This window comes from Chromohalobacter sarecensis, assembly GCF_023061135.1.
GTDB lineage: Bacteria > Pseudomonadota > Gammaproteobacteria > Pseudomonadales > Halomonadaceae > Chromohalobacter > Chromohalobacter sarecensis.
The window spans coordinates 572,408-595,391 of record NZ_JAKGAN010000001.1; the positions used below are offsets into that span (position 1 = coordinate 572,408).

General features: G+C 61.8%; 20 protein-coding genes. 14 read left to right on the forward strand and 6 right to left on the reverse strand.

Translation table 11 applies throughout. The features are described 5' to 3' along the window. Positions 1-134: 134 nt before the first annotated feature. The 6 genes from L1071_RS02610 (at position 135) to L1071_RS02635 (ending at position 6,587) form a co-directional block, all read left to right on the forward strand. The gene (locus L1071_RS02610) at positions 135-545 is read left to right on the forward strand and encodes a sarcosine oxidase subunit delta (protein WP_246897088.1); all 411 of its coding nucleotides are present in this window, start codon (positions 135-137) and stop codon (positions 543-545) included. After that, a complete protein-coding gene (locus tag L1071_RS02615) occupies positions 542-3,601 on the forward strand; it encodes a sarcosine oxidase subunit alpha family protein (RefSeq protein WP_246968318.1) in 3,060 nt (1,019 codons plus the stop codon). The genes L1071_RS02610 and L1071_RS02615 overlap by 4 nt, the downstream gene beginning before the upstream one ends. Beyond that, entirely contained in the window at positions 3,594-4,268 is a 675-nt protein-coding gene (locus tag L1071_RS02620; RefSeq protein ID WP_246968321.1) for a sarcosine oxidase subunit gamma, read from the forward strand. The genes L1071_RS02615 and L1071_RS02620 overlap by 8 nt, the downstream gene beginning before the upstream one ends. Next, complete coding sequence (gene purU / locus L1071_RS02625; RefSeq protein ID WP_246968324.1) at positions 4,255-5,121, forward strand: formyltetrahydrofolate deformylase; 867 nt, start codon at positions 4,255-4,257, stop codon at positions 5,119-5,121. Before L1071_RS02620 ends, purU begins: the two co-directional genes overlap by 14 nt. Before the next feature lie 169 nt (positions 5,122-5,290). Beyond that, a complete protein-coding gene (locus tag L1071_RS02630) occupies positions 5,291-5,539 on the forward strand; it encodes a hypothetical protein (protein WP_040244326.1) in 249 nt (82 codons plus the stop codon). A gap of 181 nt (positions 5,540-5,720) precedes the next feature. Continuing rightward, on the forward strand, positions 5,721-6,587 hold the full coding sequence (locus L1071_RS02635) for a PhzF family phenazine biosynthesis protein (protein ID WP_246968327.1): 867 nt from the start codon (positions 5,721-5,723) through the stop codon (positions 6,585-6,587). Positions 6,588-6,648: 61 nt separating this feature from the next. Here L1071_RS02635 and L1071_RS02640 read toward each other — a convergent pair whose 3' ends face one another. Beyond that, complete coding sequence (locus tag L1071_RS02640) at positions 6,649-7,935, reverse strand: aromatic ring-hydroxylating oxygenase subunit alpha (protein ID WP_246968330.1); 1,287 nt, start codon at positions 7,933-7,935, stop codon at positions 6,649-6,651. 289 nt (positions 7,936-8,224) lie between these two features. On the opposite strand from L1071_RS02640, the gene L1071_RS02645 reads away from it, so the two are divergent. After that, entirely contained in the window at positions 8,225-9,331 is a 1,107-nt protein-coding gene (locus L1071_RS02645) for an FAD-binding oxidoreductase (RefSeq protein WP_246968333.1), read from the forward strand. Between the two features lie 6 nt (positions 9,332-9,337). On the opposite strand, the gene L1071_RS02650 is transcribed toward L1071_RS02645, so the two are convergent. Then, the gene (locus tag L1071_RS02650) at positions 9,338-9,991 is read right to left on the reverse strand and encodes a cation efflux transmembrane domain-containing protein (protein WP_246968336.1); all 654 of its coding nucleotides are present in this window, start codon (positions 9,989-9,991) and stop codon (positions 9,338-9,340) included. A gap of 167 nt (positions 9,992-10,158) precedes the next feature. Between L1071_RS02650 and L1071_RS02655 the strand changes: the two genes are divergently transcribed. After that, positions 10,159-12,462 carry a CehA/McbA family metallohydrolase gene (locus L1071_RS02655; RefSeq protein ID WP_246968339.1) on the forward strand — a complete coding sequence of 768 codons (2,304 nt, stop codon included), beginning with the start codon at positions 10,159-10,161 and terminating at the stop codon, positions 12,460-12,462. Between the two features lie 244 nt (positions 12,463-12,706). On the opposite strand, the gene L1071_RS02660 is transcribed toward L1071_RS02655, so the two are convergent. Continuing rightward, positions 12,707-13,936: an MFS transporter gene (locus L1071_RS02660; RefSeq protein WP_246968341.1), complete on the reverse strand. Its 1,230-nt coding sequence runs from the start codon at positions 13,934-13,936 to the stop codon at positions 12,707-12,709. A gap of 80 nt (positions 13,937-14,016) precedes the next feature. On the opposite strand from L1071_RS02660, the gene L1071_RS02665 reads away from it, so the two are divergent. Then, the gene (locus tag L1071_RS02665) at positions 14,017-14,994 is read left to right on the forward strand and encodes an AraC family transcriptional regulator (protein WP_246968343.1); all 978 of its coding nucleotides are present in this window, start codon (positions 14,017-14,019) and stop codon (positions 14,992-14,994) included. A 45-nt stretch (positions 14,995-15,039) separates the two neighbouring features. On the opposite strand, the gene L1071_RS02670 is transcribed toward L1071_RS02665, so the two are convergent. Next, a complete protein-coding gene (locus L1071_RS02670; RefSeq protein WP_246968345.1) occupies positions 15,040-15,519 on the reverse strand; it encodes an HPP family protein in 480 nt (159 codons plus the stop codon). 105 nt (positions 15,520-15,624) lie between these two features. On the opposite strand from L1071_RS02670, the gene L1071_RS02675 reads away from it, so the two are divergent. Continuing rightward, complete coding sequence (locus tag L1071_RS02675; RefSeq protein WP_246968347.1) at positions 15,625-16,215, forward strand: TetR/AcrR family transcriptional regulator; 591 nt, start codon at positions 15,625-15,627, stop codon at positions 16,213-16,215. Positions 16,216-16,374: 159 nt separating this feature from the next. Next, a complete protein-coding gene (locus tag L1071_RS02680) occupies positions 16,375-18,096 on the forward strand; it encodes a thiamine pyrophosphate-dependent enzyme (RefSeq protein ID WP_246968349.1) in 1,722 nt (573 codons plus the stop codon). A 97-nt stretch (positions 18,097-18,193) separates the two neighbouring features. Here L1071_RS02680 and L1071_RS02685 read toward each other — a convergent pair whose 3' ends face one another. Continuing rightward, positions 18,194-19,048, reverse strand: coding sequence for a LysR family transcriptional regulator (locus L1071_RS02685; RefSeq protein ID WP_246968351.1), 855 nt, complete (start codon positions 19,046-19,048; stop codon positions 18,194-18,196). A gap of 101 nt (positions 19,049-19,149) precedes the next feature. Here L1071_RS02685 and L1071_RS02690 point away from each other — a divergent pair, with 101 nt between their 5' ends. The 3 genes from L1071_RS02690 (at position 19,150) to gstA (ending at position 21,758) form a co-directional block, all read left to right on the forward strand. Further along, entirely contained in the window at positions 19,150-20,112 is a 963-nt protein-coding gene (locus L1071_RS02690) for a permease (protein ID WP_246968353.1), read from the forward strand. A 221-nt stretch (positions 20,113-20,333) separates the two neighbouring features. After that, positions 20,334-21,095, forward strand: a complete 762-nt coding sequence (locus tag L1071_RS02695; RefSeq protein WP_246968356.1) for an MBL fold metallo-hydrolase — start codon at positions 20,334-20,336, stop codon at positions 21,093-21,095. A 57-nt stretch (positions 21,096-21,152) separates the two neighbouring features. Continuing rightward, positions 21,153-21,758: a glutathione transferase GstA gene (gene gstA / locus L1071_RS02700; RefSeq protein ID WP_246968358.1), complete on the forward strand. Its 606-nt coding sequence runs from the start codon at positions 21,153-21,155 to the stop codon at positions 21,756-21,758. Between the two features lie 28 nt (positions 21,759-21,786). Here the strand turns inward: gstA and L1071_RS02705 are convergent, their stop codons facing one another. Further along, complete coding sequence (locus L1071_RS02705) at positions 21,787-22,953, reverse strand: HlyD family secretion protein (RefSeq protein WP_246968362.1); 1,167 nt, start codon at positions 22,951-22,953, stop codon at positions 21,787-21,789. Positions 22,954-22,984: the final 31 nt, after the last annotated feature.

Here is a 22,984-nt window from a genome sequence, read left to right on the forward strand (position 1 = left end):
GCGGTGCGAGGGTCTTTTGCCATGGAGGGCAAAAGTAGCGCCCATGGAAGGGTTTACAGCGCCCTCGCGTAGCCCTGCCAGCGAAAAAGCTTATCGTCGCCGTATCGTGAAAGACGCTCCAAGGGAGAGCCACCATGTTCCATATCTACTGCCCCTACTGCGAAGAATTGCGCGAGGAAGAGGAATTCCACCCCAAGGGCCAGGCGCATATCGCCAGACCCGAGGAGCCGGATGCCTGCAATGACGAAGAGTGGGGCGATTATCTGTTCTTCCGCGACAACCCGCGCGGCATCCATCACGAGATGTGGCTGCACGCGGTGGGCTGCCGCAAGTTCTTCAATATCACACGCAATACCGTGAGTTACGAGATTCTCGAGACCTACAAGATGGGCGAACAGCCGACGATCACTGCCGAGCATCTGGCGCGTGAGGAAAAAACCGCGCGTGAGGAAAAAACTGATAGCGCGCAGGTCGCCGAGGGCGGCCAGCAAACCGTGGGTGCCAGCGACGCCGCCGTGGCGTCGATCAAGGGAGCGCAGGCATGAGCCAGTCAGCATCACAGCCCAATCGCCTGACGCAAGGCGGCCAGGTCGACCGCACGCAGGCGTTGACGTTTACCTTCAATGGCCGCTCCTATACCGGCCATCCCGGCGACACCCTGGCCTCGGCCTTGCTGGCCAATGGCGTGGACTTGGTCAATCGCAGCTTCAAGTACTCGCGCCCGCGCGGCATCGTCGCCGCCGGTGCGGAAGAACCCAACGCGGTGGTTCAACTGGGCGCGACGGAGGCGACCCAAGTGCCCAATGTGCGTGCGACCCAGCAGGCGCTGTACGACGGTCTGGTCGCGCGTAGCACCAACGGTTGGCCCGACGCGCAGCGCGACATGATGCGCTGGATCGGCAAGTTGGGCGGCCCGTTCATGCCGCCGGGGTTTTATTACAAGACCTTCATGGCGCCGGCCTCGATGTGGATGACCTACGAAAAATACATCCGCAAGACCGCCGGTCTGGGGCGCAGCCCGACACAGCCCGATCCTGATATCTACGATCACATGCATCGGCATTGCGACCTGCTCGTTGTCGGTGCCGGCCCCGCGGGCTTGAGCGCGGCGTTGACGGCGGCGCGTGCCGGGGCACGGGTGCTCCTGTGCGATGAACAGGAGACGATGGGTGGCTCGCTGCTCGACACGCGCGAAACGCTGGACGATCAACCCGCCGCTCAATGGCTGAAGACGACGCTGGCGGCGCTGGCGGAACACGACAACGTCACCTTGCTGCCGCGTACCACCGCGCATGGTTATCACGATCATCACTTCGTGACGCTCCACGAACGCCGCACCGAGCATCTGGGCGATAGTGCGCCGTCTCAGGCCGGTCATCGCCAGCCGCGCTCACGTCTGCACCGGGTGCGTGCCGGCCAGGTGATCCTGGCGACCGGCGCTCATGAACGTCCGCTGGTGTATGCCAACAACGACGTCCCTGGCAACCTGCTGGCGGGGGCGGTGTCGACCTACATTCGCCGCTACGGCGTGGCGTCCGGCCACAAGCTGGTACTCTCCACCAGCAACGACCATGCTTATCGCGCGGCTCTCGACTGGAAGGAGGCGGGCCGCGAGGTGGTCGCCATCGTCGATGCCCGCACCGCGCCGGAAGGCGATCTCGTTGCGCAGGCCAAGGCGGCGGGCATTCGTGTCATCACCGGCAGCGCCGTGCTCGAGGCCAAGGGCGAACAGCGCGTCTCGGCGGCACGCGTGGCGGCCATCGACGTGGACGCCTTCAAGGTCACCGGAAAGGTCGAAACGCTCGCGTGCGATACCATCGCCAGCTCCGGCGGCTACAGCCCGGTGATCCATCTGGCTTCGCATACCGGCGCGCGTCCGGTATGGAACGATGCCATCATCGGCTTCGTGCCTTCGACCGTGGCGGGCGTCGCCGCGACGGGCGCTGCGCGTGGTGTCTATCCGCTGGGCGAAGTGCTGGCGGACGGCGTCGAGGCCGGCGCCAACGCGGCGACGACGCTGGGATTCGCCGCCAGCGTGGATGACGCGACGCTGCCGCGTGTCGCGGCGCGCCATGAAGGCTCGGCCTGCGCGCTGTTCCAGGTGCCACATGAAAAAGCCACGCTGCGCGCGCCCAAGCAGTTCGTCGATCTGCAGAATGACGTCACCGCCGCCGCCATCGACGTCGCCACGCGCGAAGGGTTCGAGTCCATCGAACACGTCAAGCGCTACACCGCCATGGGCTTCGGCACCGACCAGGGCAAGCTGGGCAACATCAACGGCATGGCGGTGGCCGCGCGCTGCCTGGGGCAGAGCATTCCCGAAACCGGCACCACGGTGTTCAGGCCCAACTACACGCCGGTGACCTTCGGTGCCATCGTCGGTCGCCACTGCCGCGAACTCTTCGATCCCGAACGTTACACGCCGATGCAGGCCTGGCACGTCGCCCGCGGCGCCGAATTCGAGGACGTCGGCCAGTGGAAGCGCCCCTGGTATTATCCACGCAAGCGCGCCGATGGCGGGCTCGAGAGCATGGAGGAAGCGGTGGCCCGCGAATGCCGCTCGGTCCGCGAAGGCGTGGGCATCCTTGATGCCTCGACGCTGGGCAAGATCGATATCCAGGGGCCGGATGCCCGTGAGTTCCTGGGGCGCATCTATACCAACAAGTGGCAGAAGCTGGCGCCCGGTCGCGTGCGCTACGGACTGATGTGCGGCGACGACGGCATGGTGATGGATGACGGTACCACCAGTTGCCTGGCCGAGAATCACTTCCTGATGACCACTACCACGGGCAACGCCGCGCCGGTGCTGGAATGGCTCGAACTCTGGCACCAGACCGAATGGCCGGAACTCGAAGTGTATTTCAACTCGGTCACCGATCACTGGGCGACGATGACCGTGACCGGCCCCGAGGCGCGCAAGCTGCTCACCGACTTGACCGATATCGATCTTGATCGTGAGGCGTTCAAGTTCATGGACTGGCGCGAGGGGCAGGTGGCCGGTGTGCCGGCGCGGGTGTTCCGCATCTCCTTCACCGGCGAACTGGCCTTCGAGATCAACGTTCAGGCGCATTACGCCATGCACGTCTGGGAAGCGCTTTTCGCCCGTGGCGAGGCTTTCAATCTGACCCCCTATGGTACGGAAACCATGCACGTCCTGCGCGCCGAAAAGGGCTTCATCATCGTCGGTCAGGACACCGACGGCTCGGTGACGCCCGAGGATCTCGGCATGCATTGGGCCATCGGCTACGACAAACCGTTCCCGTGGGTCGGCAAGCGGGCGCTGACGCGCTCCGACACACGCCGCGACGGGCGCAAGCAGCTCGTCGGCCTCAAACCCAAGGACCCGGGCGTGGTGCTGGAAGAGGGCGCTCAGATCGTCTTCGATCCGAATCACGCCATTCCCATGCCCATGGTGGGCCATGTCACTTCCAGCTATTACAGCCCGACGCTGGAAAGCGGCTTCGCGCTGGCGGTGGTCAAGGGCGGGCACCAGCGCATGGGCGAGAGCGTCTACCTGCCCATGGCCGATGGTCGCGTGCATGAAGCCGAGATCGTCGGCACCCAATTCGTCGATCCCAAGGGAGAACGCCAGCATGTCTAACTCGGTCCATGTCTACGACGCCCGCGCCGATCACGCCACCGTCACCGCCGAATCACCGCTGGCGTATTCCTACCAGCGCAGCGGTATGCCCGCGCCCGGAGAGGCGTCTGGCGAGAAAAGCCGTGCGGTGATTGGCGAACGGGCATTCCTGGGGCATCTCATCCTGCGCGGCGGTGCCATCGTGCTCGACGAGGCATTGCGCGAGGTGCTTGGCATCGGCCTGCCCGGGCGTCCCAATTCACTCACCGTCGATGCCGACGGCCAGCGTTCCGTGCAATGGCTGTCGCCCGACGAATGGCTGCTGATCGTGCCCGGTGACGAGACCTTTGGTCTCGAGACGCGGCTACGTGCGCATCTTGGCGAGGCGCATGTCGCCATCGTCGACGTCAGCGCGGGGCAGACGCTGATCGAACTCTCCGGGGAGGCGGCGCATGAAGTCCTGATGAAGTCGACGGTCTACGATGTCGACCCGCATGCGTTCACGGTGGGCACGGGCGTGACCACGCTCTTCGCCAAGACCAACGTGATCCTGCGTCGCCCGGACGAGTCACGCTGGGAGCTCATCGTACGGCGCAGTTTCGCCGACTATGTGTATCGCTGGCTGCTGGATGCAGGGGAAGAATATGGTATCGGTGTCGCTCGAGAAAGCCGCCATGAGTCGCAGTGACGATACCTGGATCCTCGCCGCGCAGTGTCCCAGTCGCCTGGGCACCGTGGATGTCGTGACCCGCTTCCTCAAGGAGCGCGGTTGCTACATCACCGAACAGCAGTCCTTCGACGATCGCCTGGGCGAGCGTTTCTTCATCCGTACCGAGTTTCGGCCCCAGGCGTCCGACTTCGATGCCGAGGCCTTCAAGGCCGGCTTCGCGCCTCGCGCCTTGGAATTCGAGATGGATTTCGAGCTGACGCCGCCCGAGCGCCGCACGCCGGTGGTGATCATGGTCTCCAAGGCCGATCATTGCCTCAATGACCTGCTGTATCGCTACCGCACCGGGCAACTGCCGCTGGACATTCGCGCGGTGGTTTCCAATCACCCCGATCTCGAACCGCTGGTGGCCTGGCACGGCCTGGTGTATCACCACTTCCCGATCACGCCCGAGACCAAGGCAGAGCAGGAAGCCCGGGTTCGCGAGGTGATCGAGTCCACCGGCGCCGAGCTGGTGATCCTGGCGCGCTACATGCAAGTGCTCTCACCCGAGATGTGCGAATTGCTGAGCGGCCGCGCGATCAATATCCACCACTCGCTGTTGCCGGGCTTCAAGGGTGCCAAGCCGTATCATCAGGCGTTCGAAAAAGGCGTCAAGCTGGTCGGCGCCACCGCGCACTACATCAACGACGATCTCGACGAGGGGCCGATCATCACCCAGGGCGTGGAGCCGGTCAGCCATGCCGATGATCCCGAGGATCTGGTGGCCAAGGGGCGTGATGTCGAATGTCTGACCCTGGCGCGCGCCGTCTCGCTACATCTGGAGCGCCGGGTGTTTCTGCATGCCAGGCGTACCGTGGTGTTCACGCACTGACTATGTTTGCACACTGACGGCGGGAGCGGGCATTTTGTCCCCGCTCTCCTAAACTTTGGATAACGTCTCTGGCGACAAGCGTTCGCGCCAGTGGTAAGCCACAACAACGACCATCGCGGCCGCGACAGACGATACTGGCTAGCGCGCCGTCACTCGAGGAGGGAAAGACATGATGCTCGCGGATCTGATCGACGGTGACGACTTTCGCCAGCGCTTGCAGGCGCTGGGCGTGCGCATTCCCGACGGCGCGTGTCCTGAAACCTGTGCCCGCATGGCGGCATGCAAGTACAACGAAGTCGGCGTGGAAGGTTTGCCCGAAGCCATTCACGACATGTTGCAGCACAGCGATGAAATGCTGCCCTCGGTTCGTCAGGCGATCGACACCCATTTACTGCCCCGCCTGCGCGCGAACGAATAAGCACAGCCTTTAACGTCCAACGCCGTGCCGGTATGTATCGGCGCGGCGTTGGCGTGTATTACAGGAGTCCACAGGCGCTCCGTTGGCTCTCGCACCGCGATTCGCTTCGCGATCACCGGTCGGTTAAGATCCCTCTAGACGTCATCCTGCATTCGACTCGTCGCTCAAGGGAGGTGAACCGATGGACACGGCCGGTGACCGTTACTATCTACTCGATGTTTTTACGGATACGCCGTTTGCAGGTAATCCGTTAGCAGTCTTTACGCAAGCGTCAGGCATATCCGACGAGCGGATGCAGGCCATTGCGACCGAATTGAATCTCTCGGAGACAGTTTTCGTCGGCACGCAGACAGCCGATAACTGCTTCCCGATCCGCATCTTTACTCCTGGCACTGAGTTGCCTTTTGCCGGCCACCCGACCATTGGAACGGCCCATTTGCTGGCGTCACTCGGTTTGGCCGAGCGCCAGTCGCCGCTGGTGCTGCAAGCTGGTGTGGGAGATCTGGAGGTGCGGTTTGACGATGACATGGCGCGTTTCACGACTGCTCGGCCAGTCGCTGTGCAGCCAAGTTCCCTGAATAGTGCCACGGCCGCCGAGCTGCTCGGTTTGTCAGCTTCTCAGGTGGTTGACGATCCGCAGATCGCTTCTTGTGGCCTTGCGTATCACCTGGTCGAACTGTCCAGTTTCGACGCGCTGGCGCAGGCGCGACCATCGGCAGCACTATGGAGCCGGTATGTGTCGCCGAGCGGCATTGAACAGATTTATCTGCATGTTCGTACCGGCGACGAAACCCGACGCTCGCGGATGTTCTCCACCGAAATCGGCAATCTACGCGAGGATCCGGCCACTGGCAGTGCCGCGTCCGCCTTGGCTGGTTTCCTGGCAACGCGGGAAACGAGAAGTGGCCGCGGGTACTGGCAGATCGATCAGGGCGTCGAAATGGGTCGTCCCAGTCGTATCCATGCCTGGGTCGAAGGTGACGATGCCATGGCCATTCGCATCGGCGGACAAGCCGTCATGGTGGGCGAGGGCAAGCTCTACCGCTGATCCCGCGCCGGTATCGGCGCGGGATGATGCAGTATGCCATGTCAGCACATGACGCCAGGGGTCAGCCTCGCACGACCTGCAACGAAGGCGTTTCCGATTCCAGGTAGGAGAGCAGGGTTTCGCTGTACCAGTCGACGAAGTCGATTACGCCGAATTCGTAGGTCTCGGAGTAAGGGCCGGGCTGGTAGGCGATGGAGTTGATGCCGCGCTGGTTCTCCTCGGCCAGTTGCCGGTCCTGATCGTTGGTCGCGTCCCATACCTTGCGTAGCCATTGCGGGTCGTAGTCGACGCCTTCCTGGGCATCCCCACGGACCAGCCACTTGGTGGTCACCAGGGTCTGTTGCGGGCCCAGCGGCAGCACCCGGAAGACCACGGCATGATCGCCCATGAAATGGTTCCAGGAGTTGGGCAGATGCAAAATGCGCAGCGAACCCATGTCCGGGCTTTGTAGGCGCCCCATCAACTTTCCACAGCCGGGCTTGCCATCCATCGTCATCGACATGACGCCGTCGATCATCGGCGTGCGGGTCAGGCGCTCGCGCTTGCCGAAGCGCTGAAGCGCCCAAGGCACTTGCTGGCAATCCCAATGCGCTTGCTGGCGGGCGACCAGTTCGCGATAGGCAGGCGTGGCACGCGGGTCGTCGGTGTCGTCGTACTCGATCAGCGAGTTGAGCAGCTCCGGGTGGGCGCCGTTGCAGTGATAGCACTCGCGGTTGTTCTCGATGACCAGTTTCCAGTTGGCCTGCTCGACGATATTCGATTCCGCCGCGACCTTGACGTTGTCCATCTCGTAAGGCGCCAGGTACTCCTCCAGCGTGGCCAGGAAGTCGTCGATGGCCGGCGGCTGCTCGGCGAGGCTGACGAAGATGAAGCCGCCGGCGCTCTTCACTGCCACCGGCTTGAGGCCATGTTCGGAAAGATCGAAATTCTCGCCCATGTCCTGTCCGGCGAACAGCAAGCGGCCGTCGAGTTCGTAGGTCCATTGATGATAGGGGCAGACCAGCTTGGCGACCTTGCCCTTCTCCTGCGTGCACAGCCGCGATCCACGGTGGCGACAGACGTTGTGGAAGGCATGCAGTGTGCCCTGATCGCCACGCACCACGATGATGGGATTGTCGCCGATCTGCGCGGTCAGGTAATTGCCCTTGGCGGGCAGCTCGCAGGTCATGCCGACGAACAGCCACTCATGGGTGAAGATTTCCTGCATATCCAGCGCGAACACGCGTGGGTCGTTATAGAAGGGTTGCGGCAGCGAATACGTGCGCCGACGCTGGCGAAGCATGTCGGCGGTCGCGTCACGCGCGGCGGCCAAGGGATCGTCGAGTGCGGATTTAGCGATCAGATCCATGAAGGCATCCTCTTCCTCTTAGTGCGCCGTGTCGGGTAACGGGGGCGCCATGACGTTGGGTGAGTGGGCGTGAGAGGCGTGTATGTCGAGGAGTGTGGCGTATCGCCACTAGTGTGAATTGTCTGCCCGCGACATCCGCCGATGCCGTGACGACGTCAGTTGGCGACTGTCCGCGTGGCGGCGGCTGGAGCAGGCATGCGCGTGTCGTTGGCAGGTAAGTGGCCGATGCGGAGGGCGGCCACAATGCGCTTGACAGTCAGATACCGCCGCGCGACCAGGTAGCCATCTCATGAGCTTGAACTACTTCAATCCCGTCACTACTCAGACCTGGACCAATGGGCGCCATAACGTGCGTTGCGTGAAGGTCATCCAGGAAACCTGGGATGTCCGCACCTTCTGCTTCATGGCCGATCAGCCGGTGCTGTTCTTCTTCAAGCCCGGGCAGTTCGTGACCCTGGAACTGGAGATCGACGGCGAGCCGATCATGCGCTCCTACACGATTTCCAGTTCACCCTCGGTGCCCTACAGCTTCTCGATCACGGTCAAGCGCTTGCCCGGTGGGCGTGTTTCCAACTGGCTGCATGACAATCTACAAATCGGCGACGAGCTGGTGGTGCATGGCCCGGTGGGGGATTTCAACGTCATCGATTATCCCGCCGACAAGGTGCTCATGCTCTCCGGTGGCGTCGGGATCACACCTCTGATGTCGATGACGCGCTGGTTCTTCGATACCAACGCTAACGTCGACCTGCAGTTCGTGCACAGTGCGCGCTCGCCGCGCGACATCATCTTCCACCGTGAGCTGGAACATATCTTCTCGCGGATTCCCGATTTTCGGATGCATATCGTCTGCGAGCGCGATGATGAAAACGGCGTGGCCTGGGCGGGATTTCGCGGCTATCTGGCGCAGGCGATGCTCGAATTGATGGCGCCGGACTATCTGGAGCGCGAGATCTTCTGCTGCGGCCCCACGCCATACATGAATGCCGTCAAGCAGGTACTGAAGAGCCATGGCTTCGATATGAGCCATTATCACGAGGAGGTGTTCGGCGCCACGCCCGCCGATGTCCGGGCGGATGTGGAGGAGCTCGCCGAGCAGGCCGAGGCGGAGATGGAGGCCGTCGATACCGCCGATATGCTGCAGGTTGAATTCAGCAATAGTGGCAAGAGCATTCGTATTCTGCCCGAGGAGACCGTGCATTCCGCCGCCGCCAAGCTCGGCCTGCATATTCCCAAGGCCTGCGGAATGGGCATCTGCGGAACCTGCAAGGTCAAGAAGCTCTCGGGCGATGTCAACATGGAGCATAACGGCGGCATCACCGAGGACGACGAAGCGGATGGCTATATCCTGAGTTGCTGCAGCACGCCCAAGAGTCATGTGGCCATCGAGTTTTGAGAGCCTCTAGCGTGACTCGGCAGCGGTAGCCCCAGACTGCTCGGCCTCGCGGGCTTGACGCAGCTCGGCGCGTGCCTGACGGGCGATCTTCCAGCCGCCGGAGAGCGAGAGAAACGCGAATACCCCACCGACGATTAGGTCGGGCAGGGCGGTGCCGCTGCCGAACACGCCCACTGCGGCGAGCAGCACCGCGCCGTTGCCGATGACATCGTTACGCGTGCAGATCCATACGCTGCGCATGTTGCTGTCGCCCTCGCGATAGCGCATCAACAGCAGCAACACTGCGAGATTGGCGAGCAGTGCAACGAGCCCCACTGCGCCCATGGTGGGTGCATCCGGATAACTACCCACCAGCAGGTTATGCAACGTCACCCCCAGCACCACGACGCCAAACCCGGCCAGGGTCGCGGCCTTGACCAGCGACGCGCGAGCACGCCAGATCAGGCCCATGCCCAGTACGCCGAGGCTGATGGCGTAATTCGCTGCGTCGCCGAGGAAATCTAGAGAGTCGGCCATCAGTGAGGTCGAATCCGCCTTCATTCCCGCCAGCATCTCGACGCCGAACATCACCGCGTTGACGAGCAGCGCAATCCACAGCACGCGCCGGTAGCGCGGCGTCGATTGTGGTGAAGGGGAAGAAGAACCGCAGCAGCATGCCATGAGAGATCCCATATCGTTTGTTGGCCAATATGTCTCGATTCTACAACCCTAGAGTGCACTCCAGGGCAAGCGCTCTTTCGCAGGCGAGCGTAATTTGAACGCACAATCAAAATTATGAATAATGGAAAGGACAGTTTTGGATAATAATTCAATATCAGAGGGATCTCATGACACATTCTCGATGGCACCTCGCGCCGCTGGCGGCGCTAACGCTGGGCGCCGCCTCGCTGGCGCAGGCCGATGTCAGCGTTACGCGCGGCACGACCGACATTCCCGATGGCGAGGCGACTAACGCCGAAGACATTACCGTCTCCAACGACAAGCTGGCCTTCGCGCTGGCCGTCGAGTCGCGGCCACCCTGGGGCGTGCCGCGTGGCACCCTGGTCGACCTGGCGGCGGTGAAGGACGGCGAGATCGATCTCGATCGCGTCGCCTTCGCCGACTTCATCCCCAACAACTGGTCCGCCTGGCCCAACGATGGTAAGAAGGTCGAGGTCATCGAGAAGTCGCCCGAGCGCGCGGTGATTCGCGTCAGCCGCAACTTCGGCGATGCGATGGTCACGACGACCTACACGCTGGACGCTGGCAGCGACCGCGTGCATCTGGAAACCGTGCTCGACAATCAGGGCGAGGCGCCGCTTGAGGATATTCGCTCAGGCTTCACCCTATGGCCGGATACAGGCTACCTGTTTGGCGTTCCCGGCCTGGGCGACGCCAAGGAAACCGAGGCCAGCGACGCGCTCACCGACCGCATGGTCGCCTACGACCAGGACTGGGCCTTCGCCCTGCATGCGCCGTATTTCGACCGCATCAATTACGAAGGCCAGGACATGTACCTCGAGTACAGCCTGGCATCCGGCGAGTCGCGCAGTTTCGAGGGCTGGTTGCAGGTCGTGCCGGAAGGCGATCTGTCGCCGGTGGTCGCCAGCGAGATCGAACGCAAGAATCTCGATAGCGGCGAGATTCACGGCCAACTGCGCGATGGCGATGGCGAGGCACCCGCCAATGGCCTGGTAATGATCGAGAAGGAAGGCGCGCCCTACGCCTGGACGCTGGCCGATGACGGCAAGTTCTCGATGCCGCTGCCGGCGGGCGAGTACCAGGCTTACGCCACGGCGGAAGGCTTCGCCAACGCCGAGCCGGTCGAACTGAATGTCACCGCCGGCAGCGAGCGCGAGCTGACCTTTGACGACATGCGCGGCCCCGGCACCTTGTCGCTGGATATTCGCGGTGCCGACAACGACACCCCGCGCGATGCACGGCTGACCATTCTTGAAGGCCAGCAGCCGCCGGTGGAATTCCTCGGCAAGCAGACCTTCTTCACCGAGCTCGACCCGGCCGGGCATGCCGAGCTCAAACTGGCGCCTGGCGATTACCGCCTGGGCGTCAACGCCGGCGCCGGCTTTACGGCGCGTGAGCAGACGCTGGAAGTCAGCCTCGAAACCGGCGAAGAGATAGACAAGACCGTCGAGATCGAGCGTCTCGTCGAGCCCAACGACGCACACTGGTACGGCGCCGATCTGCACCACCACGCCAATGTGCTGGAAGGCACCACGCCGCCGGACATGGTAGTGCGTGCGCAGTTGGCCACGGATCTCGACCTGACCTTCATCAGCGATCACGACTCCACTACCAACCACGACACCTTCCGCAAGCTCTCCGCCGAGCGTGGCGTGCCGTTCATTCCCTCCATCGAGATTTCTCCCTCGTGGGGCCACATGAATCCGTTCCCCATTGAAATGAACGGTGAGCTCGACGTCGACCCCGGCACCGATGACGTGCAGGACATCCTCAAGGACGCGCGTCGCCTGGGGGCCGAAGTAATTCCCATGAATCACCCGTACAACGCTTACGGTTATCTGCAGAACTTGGGCGATGGCAAGGTGCCGGGTGGCTTCACCACCGGCTTCGATCTGCTCGAGCTCAACGCCGAGGTGGATAACGAGCCGACCTTGAAAGCCGCGCATCGCTTGTGGGATCAAGGCACGCGCATGTACTTCACGGCGGGCACGGACACCCATGACGCCTGGAACGACCTCACTGGCCGCATTCGTATGATGGGCCACGTGCCTGGCGAGCTGACCCCTCGCGCCTTTGCTCGTGCCCTCAAGGACGGCCATGGCTACGCGACCCAGGGGCCGCTGCTGTTCCCCGAGAACCACATGTTCGGTGACAGCCTGCGCCTGGTGGAAGACGCCAAGGGCGAATGGACGGTGAACGCCACCGCCGTCAATGGCCTCGAGGAAGCGCGCCTGATCGGCGAAGGCGGCGAGGTGATCGCCACGCAATCCCTCGACGGCACTGACGCGACGTTGACCTTCGAGATTCCCGGCGACGCTGAGGGCTGGGTCGCGCTGGAAGTCGACGATGCCGATGGCGATACCGCCTGGACGAATCCGCTATGGATCGAGCGTTCCAGCAAGGCCGACTATCTCGGTGACAAAGACGGCGACGACGAGGAAGATGCCTGATCGCGCGATCCGGCCCGCGTCACCATAACTACGATAACGCGCCGTCAAGACCCCTGTTCAAAGGGGCTTCAAGGGAATGCCACGCCTTCGGGCGTGGCTTTTTTGTAGGTGCTCTGGAGAGAAGGGAAAAAACCTGGCTCAGCTTCAAGACTTCAAGTACCCGGAGGCCGAGCTTTTGTGCTCGTTTACGCGTTGGAAATACCGCCAACCGTGGCTGTCCCCGGCTGGCGGATTCTTGCCTTGTTTACTGACAGGCCGTGACGGCATCGCCATCGCTGGAGACAGTCGGCTGCGTTCTCACGCCGACAAGCACCAGAGCGGCGGCGGCCAACAGCATCGTGCCGGCCGTCGCACACACACCCAGGACGCCACTGATATCGAACATCACCCCGCCGACGGCGGCGCCCAGCGCGATCGCCAGTTGGATCGAGGCGACGATCAGACCGCCACCGCTCTCGGCTTCGTCCGGCACGACACGGGTGATCCAGGTCGACCAGGCAACCGGCACGGCGCCGAAGGCGAAGCCCCATAGGGCCACCATGAGGACATCGGTGCCCATCGAAATGCCGCCCAGCGTGGCCAAAAGCCAGCCCAGCACGCCCATGATCAGCGGCATCAATAACAGCGTCAGTCGCAGGCTGCGCTCGAGCAGGTAGCCCGCAGCCAACGTGCCGACGAAGTTCGCCACACCGAACGCCAGCAGGGTCGAAGAAAGCTCGTTGATACCCATCTGGGACACGCCTTCGAGAAACGGACGGACATAGGTGAAAAAGGCGAAATGGCCGCAGAACACCAGCAGAATGGCCACGATGCCGACCGCCATGCCCGGCCGCTTGATCACGCTGACCAGCGTACCCAGCGGCGTCGGCCGTCCGGGTGCCATTCGCGGCAAAGTGAAATACTGCAGAACCAGCGTGAGGATCGAGAGCGCCGTCGCGAGCAGGAACACATTGCGCCAGCCGATCATGTCGCCGAGATAGCTGCCCAGTGCAGCGGCGCTGATGGTGGCGATGGGGACACCGGTGAACAGCAGCGACAGTGCGCGCGGGACGTCATGCTCCGCCACCAGCCGCATCACTGTGGCCGCCGACAGCGCCCAGAACCCGCCCAGCGCTACGCCGAGCAGCACCCGGCCGACCAGCAACCAGGCCAGATGCGGGGCGAAGGCCACCACCAGGTTGGCCGCGATCATCAGCACGGAGAACCCTAGCAGCACGTGGCGCCGGTCGAGGCGCTGCGTCACGGAGGTCACCAGCAAGCCGGAGAGCAGTGCCACCACCGCCGTGACCGTCACGGCCTGCCCGGCTTGGCCTTCGCTGATCATGAGCGAATCCGCCATTGGCGTCAGCAGGCTGGCTGGCAGAAATTCCGCCATCACCAGGCTGAATACGCCCATCGTCAGCGAAAACACGGCGACCCAGCGCGATGGCGTGGGCGACTCGTGCGTCGGGGGTTGAGTTTCTTGCGTCGTCATTTCGAGACTTCCGATCAATACTTGGGATGATGCGTAGACTAAAGTATTATCTTGGGATCATCTATCACTAAAGATCCGATATGTTTGATCAAGAGTCCGACGCTGTTGCGCCCGGTGATGCCACGCTAAGCTCCAGCGAATGGATCAATGAGCTGCTGCTCGGCATGCGTCTGTCAGGGCTGAACTATCGACGCGTCCAGCTAGCGCCGCCTTTCGGCATTCGTTTCGATACCGATGCCCGCTGCGCGCAATTTCACTTCGTCGCCCAAGGGCCCGTCATATTACGGCTCGGCGAAGAGGAACAGGTCCTGGAGACCGGCGATGCCGTGCTCCTGCCGAGGGGTGGCCAACACTGTCTGCTTTCTTCGCCTGAGGTGAAGAGTCGCGATATCGAACAGATTGACGCGCTGCCGCTGTGTGACGACTTCAGTTGTGTCAATGAATGCACCGATACGCTCGACGGCACTTCACCGGTGCGCCTGTTCAGCGGCTGCATGCAGTTCGATCTGGGCGGCATGCAGCCGCTTTTGACGCTGATGCCTGCGGTAATGCATGTCGGCACGCTACTCTCGCGCTATCCCGAGATGCTGCCGATGCTGGAAGCCATGGCGCGCGAAGCGCGTCTCGAACGCGCCGGTGCCGCCGGCATCCTCTCGCGATTGGCCGACGTCGTCGCCGCTAGCATCGTGCGGGGCTGGGTCGAATGCGACTGCGTCGATATCGGTGGCTGGATCGAGGCGTTGCGTGATCCGCGCCTGGGCAAGGTCATCGCCGCCGTCCACCGCGAGCCTGGCCGCGACTGGACGGTCGCTGCCATGGCGGTGGAGATGGGCTGCTCGCGCTCGGTATTCGCCGAACGCTTCCGCGGCTCGCTGGGCGTCTCGCCGCTCGGCTACGTCACCCAATTGCGTATGCGTCTAGCCACGCAGTGGATCGTCGAGAAGCAATTATCGATCGATCAGGTCGCCTGGCGCCTGGGTTACGGCTCTCAGGCCGCCTTTAGCCGCGCGTTCAAGCGCTCGACCGGGCAGACACCGGGGAAGTTGAGGCACGGCTAACAAGCGTGGCAGGCCGATTCGGAGCCTTGCGGCTGATGATGAGCCTCAGCGATGCGAGGCCGCCGGATATTCGTGACGGCTGATCAAGCGATGATATAGCAAACCGAATCCTAATATAGCCAAAGCACCCACTCCTACGGGAAAAACTAAAAACTGCCAAGACTGGCCGGTTAACATGATTACGAGCGGGTTGGCGCCAGCGGGTGGGTGAGTGGTTTTGGTCATCAGCATGAAAAAGACGCCCAATCCTACCGCGAGCCCTAGTGACAGCGGTGTCACGCCTAAGGTATGCAGAATCACGACACCCACTACGGAAGTGATGAGATGCCCAAAGAGTATGTTACGGGGCTGGGCCAAAGGGCTTGAGGGCAAGCCGAACAAAATCACCATCGTCGCTCCAAATGGCGCCATCAACCACACTATCGATGTGTCAAAGTGTTCAAGATAGGCAAGTAGCGTGATGCAGGCCATAGCGCCGAATCCCGCAATGGCGGCTGAAACGATAGATGGGATAAGAGATTTCATGGAGGCGACTCCTGATGCTGGATGTATACCGGTCTGTCTACTTTGGTATGGTAGACAGATCGGTATACAAATATCAAGCTATGTTGATTCACCGGGAGCAGGGCTTTGTCTCAAGCAAGCAACAGGTTGGAAAAGCGTGACCAGCTGATTTCCACGGCATTTTCGCTTTTTTATCGCTATGGCATACATGCCGTCGGCATCAATCAGGTCATCGACGCGGCGGGAGTCGCAAAAAGAACGCTGTATCATCACTTCGAGAGCAAAGAAGCATTGATCGCGGCGACGCTGGCGTATCGAGATCAGCAATTTCGCACATGGCTTGAAGCACGCATTGAGCAGGCACCGCCAGGAGAAGGCGCGCTTTTAGCGGTATTCGATGCGCTAAATGACTGGTTCAACGAGCGTGACGAGGCCATCATGCCGTTCCATGGGTGCTTCTTCATCAATACCTGCGCAGAATACACTGATCCGCAGAACGTTCATCATAAGCAGTGCCAAGCGCATAAGCGCCTTGTGGGTGAGATGCTCTTGCGCCATGCATACCAGGTGAACGCCGAGAGAGCCGACGAATTATCGCAAGAACTCGTCTTTCTAAAGGAAGGCGCGATTGTCCAGGCGCATGTCATGGCGGCCCCCCAAGCGGCCCTCGTTGCTAAGGGCATGGCCAAGCGTCTACTCCAGTCGTATGCGACATAGCTTAGAGCGCGCCCGTCGCGTCTACGCGCTTACGCAGTCAAGCAACATTGGACTTGGAGATCGACCTTCGTCGGGCATAGAGTGAGAGCGGGACGCCACGCATCGGCGTGGCGATCACGTTTACGCGCCTCACATGGGCGCCGATGCGGAGGGAATCGCATGAGTAGTCACAGTAACGTGGCCGATATCATCGTCGAGACACTGGCGGACGCGGGCGCCAAGCGCTGCTATGGCGTCGTCGGTGATACCATCAATCACTTCACCGACGCCATTCGGCGCAGCGGCGACTTGGAATGGGTGCATGTGCGCCATGAGGAGGTCGGCGGTTTCGCGGCGGGCGGCGAGGCCTACATGACCCGCGAACTGGCGCTTTGCGCCGGTACCTGCGGCCCTGGCAGCCTGCATTTCGTCAATGGGCTGTTCGAGGCGCATCGAAGCGGCTCACCGGTGGTGTTGATCGCCTCCCAGGTGGCCACCAAGGACGCCGGCATCGGCTTTCCGCAGGATGTCGATCCCAAGCCGATCTATGAGCAGTACAGCGTATTCTGCGAGTCGGTCGTCAATCCCGATCAGGCGCGGCGCATGACGGCCTTGGCGGCACAAGCCGCCCTGGCCAAGAACGGTGTCGCGGTGCTGATCGTACATGGTGATATGTTCACCCAGACGCCCAGCCAGGACTTGGCGTTTCGCGCGCATCGCTTCGACCCCATCGTGCGACCCAACGCCGAGGAATTCGTCCCCGCCGTCAAACAGCTCAACCAGGGTGGCAAGATATCCATCTTCGCCGGATTCGGCTGCGAGAACGCACGTAGCGAAGTCATGGCGCTGGCGGCCAAACTCAACGCCCCGGTGGCCTGGACCTCGCGCGCCAAGGACTTCATCGAGCCCGACAATCCCTTTCAGGTGGGGATGACCGGCGTATTCGGCTTGGCAGGCGGCTATCACGCCGTGTCCGAATGCGACACGCTTTTGCTGCTGGGCTGCAACTTCGCCTGGGGCCAGTTCTACCCCGAGAAGGCGACCATCATCCAGGTGGATATCGACCCGCAACAGATCGGCAAGCGCCACCCGGTGGATATCGGCTTGGTCGGCAGCGTGCGCGATACCTGCCTGGCGCTGGCGAAGATGGTCGATGAGCAGACCGACACCCGCTGGGTGGATAACTGCCGCAAGCAGTATCTGGACGCTTTGGGGAATGACGCCCACGAATCCAAGGACGATGCGCTGATCCATCCGCAGGAGTTGACCCTGGCGCTCGACGAGCAGGGCGCCGATGACGCCATCTTTACGGCGGATGGCGGCAGCCCCATGGTCTGGATGCTGCGTCACATACACGCCAACGGCCAGCGCCGCACGCTTTCCAGCCTCGTCCACGGCACCATGGCCAATGCCTACCCGCAAGCCATCGGCATTCAGAAGGCGTTTCCCAAGCGGCAAGTCATCGCCATGTGCGGTGACGGCGGCCTGACCATGCTGATGGGCGATCTCCTCACCCTCAAGCAAGAGAAGGTGCCGCTCAAGATCGTCGTCTACAACAACAGCGCGCTGGGCTTTGTCGAACTCGAACAGAAGGTCGAAGGCCTGCTCGACAGCTACACCGACCTCGAAAACCCTGACTTCGATAAACTTGCCCAAGCCATGGGCATCTGGGGCAAACGCGTCGAAGAAACCCACGAACTCAATCCCGCCATCACCGAATGGCTCAATCACGACGGCCCCGCGTTGCTCGACGTCAAGGTCAACCGCATGGAACTCGTCATGCCGCCCAAGGTAGCCGCCGGAGAAGTCGCCTCCACCGCGCTCTACTCCACCAAAGCCGTTCTCAACGGCCGCATGGAAGACGTCGTCGACCTCGTCAAAAGCAACTTCTTCAAACGTTAAGCCAGCAAAAAGTTAATGCTCACTCTCGATCGGGTGCTACTAAGCGCCCGGTTTCTCGACCAACGCTATCGGACGTCGATACCGAAACTAAACCAATCTATACCGAGAAATGACGCCTCATCAGCGCGACCATGTCTTGTGTGCCTGGAGCGTCCGGGCTTTTGCGCTGCAAGATGAGTTGGGAGCCTGGCAAGTTCGGTAATTTCAGTTCCTTGGGGACCGCGCGAATACCCTTGGGAATCGTGCTTTTCCCGAGCACGCCGATACCGAGCCCTGCTTGAATGGCGGCTGCGACACCCGCGATGCTGTCACTGGTGTATGTGATGCGCCATTCGCGTCCCGTCTCGTTCACCTGGTTCAACGCACATTGTCGCCACCAGCATGCTTGATCGAATAACACCAATGGCAATGGGCCCGTGGTAGGTAGATTGATGTTGTCGGCGACAACCCACCAGGTTGGATCATATAGCAGCACTTCACCGCTATGGCGTTCATTGTCGTCTGCGACGAGAAGCGCCAGATCCAGGGCGTCCTCCTCGATGGCCGCTGCCAATCTATCACTGCTGGCACTCTGCACGAGAAGCTCGACGCTCGGCTGGCTACGTTGGAAATGGCTCAATAGCTGGGGCAGTTCGGAGCCGGAATACTCTTCTGGGATGCCGATGCGTAGGGGGCCTGATGCCATCTCGTCACTATTGAACATGGCGGCCGCGTCGCGAAGAGCATCGGCGGTACGTCGGGCGTGAGGCAAGAGCCTCTCTCCCGCTTCGGTGGGAATCACGCCGGCACGCTCACGAACGAGCAATGGCATGCCGGCCGCCGCTTCGAGTTGTTGGATCTGCATGCTGATTGCCGACTGCGTACGGTGCAGGCGTTTCGCGGCGCCTGTGAAGCTACGTGCCTCCACGACAGCGGCGAAGGTCACCAGCCATTCACCTCGCATGTGCTCCATCATCAGATTCCTTGATATTTAAGATAAGATAAATTCGTTTTATTTATTATAGGCCCTTCGCCACCCTGACTGCTATATCAACGATTCAGGGAGCAAACGATATGCGCCGAGTTGTATCAGTCGTCTGGTGGCTGACTGTCCTCATGCTGTTACTGGGCTCTGTATGGCCCACGCCTAGTCTTGATCTGGCTATATCCGTGGCGGTGGAGCTCATCACATTATTGCCTTTGATTGTGCTGGTGGCGCTGATGGCAGGATGGCTTGCAGTGAGCGCGATGGCGGAACGGTTTCGCGGCATTCTGAATAATCGCCCGTGGCAGGCCATTTTCTTCGCGGGGTTGATCGGGACGGTAACGCCAGTGTGCGGCATTGCCAGTGTTCCGCTTGTCGCGGCGTTGTTGCGCCAAGGCGTTCCTATCGCGGCGGCGATGGCCTTCTGGCTGTCTTCGCCGATCACGGACCCGGGCATGTTGTTATTGACCGCCAATATATTGAGCTGGCCGTTCGCGATCGCCTTGTTGATTGCAGCCATGCTGCTGGGGCTTACGGCAGGTGCCGTCATGCACGGCTTGTGTCGGTGGCGGCCACAAGCGCAATGGGTACGCGAGGAGATATTGCAGGATACGGCGGCGCCAACTTGCGAGGGATCGACGCGCTCGCCTTTCTGGACAGAAACGCTCGCGACCTTTGCGCTTGTCTTACGTTGGTTGGCGTTCGCCTTGACGGTTGAAGCCTTGGTGCGCACGCATCTCGGGGAGGCGGGTTATTCACTACTGACGAACGTGGATAGTCTCTGGGCGGTGCCGTTGGCCGTAGGTATCGGCGGACCACTTTACATCGAGGGGTACGCAGCGCTGCCCCTGCTGCGCGGGCTGATGGACATGGGGCTGACCCCGGGGGCGGCCATGGCGTTTCTGATCTCAGGTGCGGCGATCAGCTTTTACGCCGCCATGGCGGTATGGAGCCTGATGCGACCCGTCATTTTCGGGCTTTATCTGGCGTTGGGAATCGTTGGCGCCCTGGTGGCGGGTTGGGCGACGGATATCGTGGTCAACTTAAGCTAAGCGTGCTGTGGCTTTTTCGTACGAGCAAAGACAGTCACTCTGTTGAGCTGCGTTAAAAAGGGGTGCCAGAGTCGCACTACCTGGAGATTGAATTGCACAAGATACCATGCCTAGCCCCAGGCACCTCCCTAATCCACACTCATTCCAAGCGCTAACGCGAGGGAGGGGCGTGGATGATGTTATCTGGATTTCTATGTGCGACATGCGGGGTGCAGTATCCCGTGAGCGAGTCGCCGCCGTTGCGGTGTCCAGTGTGCGAGGATGAACGTCAGTACGTGCCGGCGTCGGGCCAGCAGTGGACGACGCCGGCGGCGTTAATGGCGGGGCATACCAATACCTTTCGCGAGATGGCGCCGGATCTACTAGCGTTGGGCACGGTACCGAAATTCGCCATCGGCCAGCGGGCGTTCTTGTTGCGCACGCCGCAGGGCAATGTGCTGTGGGATTGCCTGAGCCTGCTGGACGCGGCGACGGTCACGTTGATCGAGGCGCTGGGCGGGCTAAAGGCTATCGTCATTTCGCATCCGCATTACTACGCCACCATGGCGAGCTGGGGCCGCGCGTTCGAGTGCCCGGTGTACGTGCACGCGGCGGACCGCGAATGGATCATGTGTCCGGGCGAGACGCTGCACCCGTGGGAGGGCGAGACGCTGGAGGTACTGCCCGGAGTGACGGCGCACCGCCTGGGTGGGCATTTTCCCGGTGCCAGCGTGCTGCATTGGGAAGCACGGGGGCTATTGTTGACGGGGGACACACTGCTGGTGACGCCGGATCGCATGGCGTCGTTCATGTGGTCGTATCCCAATAACATTCCGCTGCCTGCCGCCGAGGTGGCACGCATCGGCGAGCGCTTGCGCGCACTGGAATTCGAGGCCGCCTACGCGGCATTCTGGGGCAGTGAGATCACCGCCGATGCCAGCGCCGTGGTGGCGTTATCGGTGGCACGTCATTGCCAGGCACTGGAAGGCGGTAGGGCGAAGTGAACGCACACTGTTGAAACCTTGATGGCAATCCAACATGACAACCATGGAGTGCATGATATGAGGCTGTATCTCAAACCGGGTAGCTGCGCGATGGCCGTGCACATCGCGTTGGAAGAGGCGGAGTTGACCTATGAGATCGATAAAGTCGATCTGGCCGCCAAGAAGACGGAGAGCGGCGAGGATTATCTGGCAGTCAGTCCCAACGGTTACGTGCCCGCCCTGGTGCTGGACGACGGCGAGGTGATGACCGAGGCGGCGGCGATTCTTCTCTACGTTGCTAACCTCGCACCGGAGGCCGAGATGGCGCCTTCTCTGGGCAGCAAGGCGTATTTTGAGCTATTGAGCCAATTGGTGTTCATCTCTACCGAGCTGCACAAGAATTTCAGTCCTTTCTTCAAGCCCAACAGCGGCGACACCTGGCGCAGCATCGCGCAGAAGAACCTCGAGACGCGGCTGTCGCTGATGAACGAGCGTCTGGCGTCGCGCGACTATGTGGTGGGCGAGCGCTTCAGCGTGGCGGACGCCTACCTGTTCACGGTGCTCAGTTGGGCGCAGGTGGTGGATATCTCGCTGGACGCGTGGCCCCATCTTCAGCGTTTCGTGGTGCGCATCGCTGAGCGAGGCTCGGTTCAGCGCGCCATGCAGGCCGAAGGCTTGAAGTGAGCGATCGCTTGCGCTCGGCCTGTGGCGATCAGCCGTGATCGCGCGGTTCGGTGTCGCTGACGTCGATATCCACCTCGACCATCATCCCCGGGCCGATCAGTTCGGTCGGCCCATCGTCGAACTGGATACGGACCGGCAGACGTTGGGTGATCTTGGTGAAGTTGCCGGAGGGGTTGGGGTCCGGCAGTAGCGCGAACTGGCTAGTAGCGGCACGGCCGATGACGCTGACGTGACCCTTGAAGGTGGCGTCGGGAAAGGCGTCGACGGTGATCGCCACCGGTTGGCCCTTGCGCAGCTCACCGATATCGGTCTCCTTGACGTTGGCCTCGACCCACAGCTTGTCGGGGTCGTGCATCATCAGGATCGGTTGCCCGGCGCTGATGTACTCGCCCTGATCGGCCAGTGTCTTGTTGACTACGCCGTCGACCGGGCTGGTGACGTGTAGGTCGTCGAGGCGCAGCTCTTCCTGGTCGCGCTTGGCCCGGGCGGCGGCGAGGTTCTGTTCGGCGACTTCCACCTGGTTTTTCAGCACGTCAGGGTTGGGCAGGGGCATCTGCGAGCCGTTAATGAATCCCACCTGGGCGTTGTCGGCCAGCGCCTGGCTGACTTCCACTTCTTGCTGCGCCTGGGCGTGCTCCGCCTTGGCGGCCTGATAGGCATAGTAATCCTGATCGCGGCGCTGTTCGGAGACTGACTTCTTCTTATACAGCGTGTCGGAGCGCTTGAACTCGCGCTGGGCTTCGGTGAGCCGCGCCTGGGCGGCTTCCTCGGCGGCTTGGCTGGCCTCGAGATCTTGCCGGGTCAGGTTCATGCCGCCTTCAAGCTGCTCCTGGGCCATTGCCTGGCGTGCCTTCTCGTAGTCGAGCTGCGCCTGCTGCGCGGCGACGTTGGCTTCGAGCGATGCCATCTTGCGCTCATCGGGCTTGCTGTAGAGTGCTGCCACGGCGTCGCCTTTCTCCAGCGTATCGCCTTCGGTGAGCGTGAAGTCGGTGATGCGACCGTCCAGGCGGCTGCTGACCGTGATCTGGTCGGCCATCACGCGGGCATCTTGGGCGCTGACGTGTGACAGGCGGTGGGCGATCGCGAAGCCGATCCAGATCAGGCAGAGCATGACGAGAACCGCTAGAATCAGCCATTTGCCGAGCGGTGGCAGGCGGCGTTTGTGGGTTTCCTGAGGTGTTGTGTCGTCGGTCATGAGGCAATGTCCTTGGTCGAAACGAGCGTCG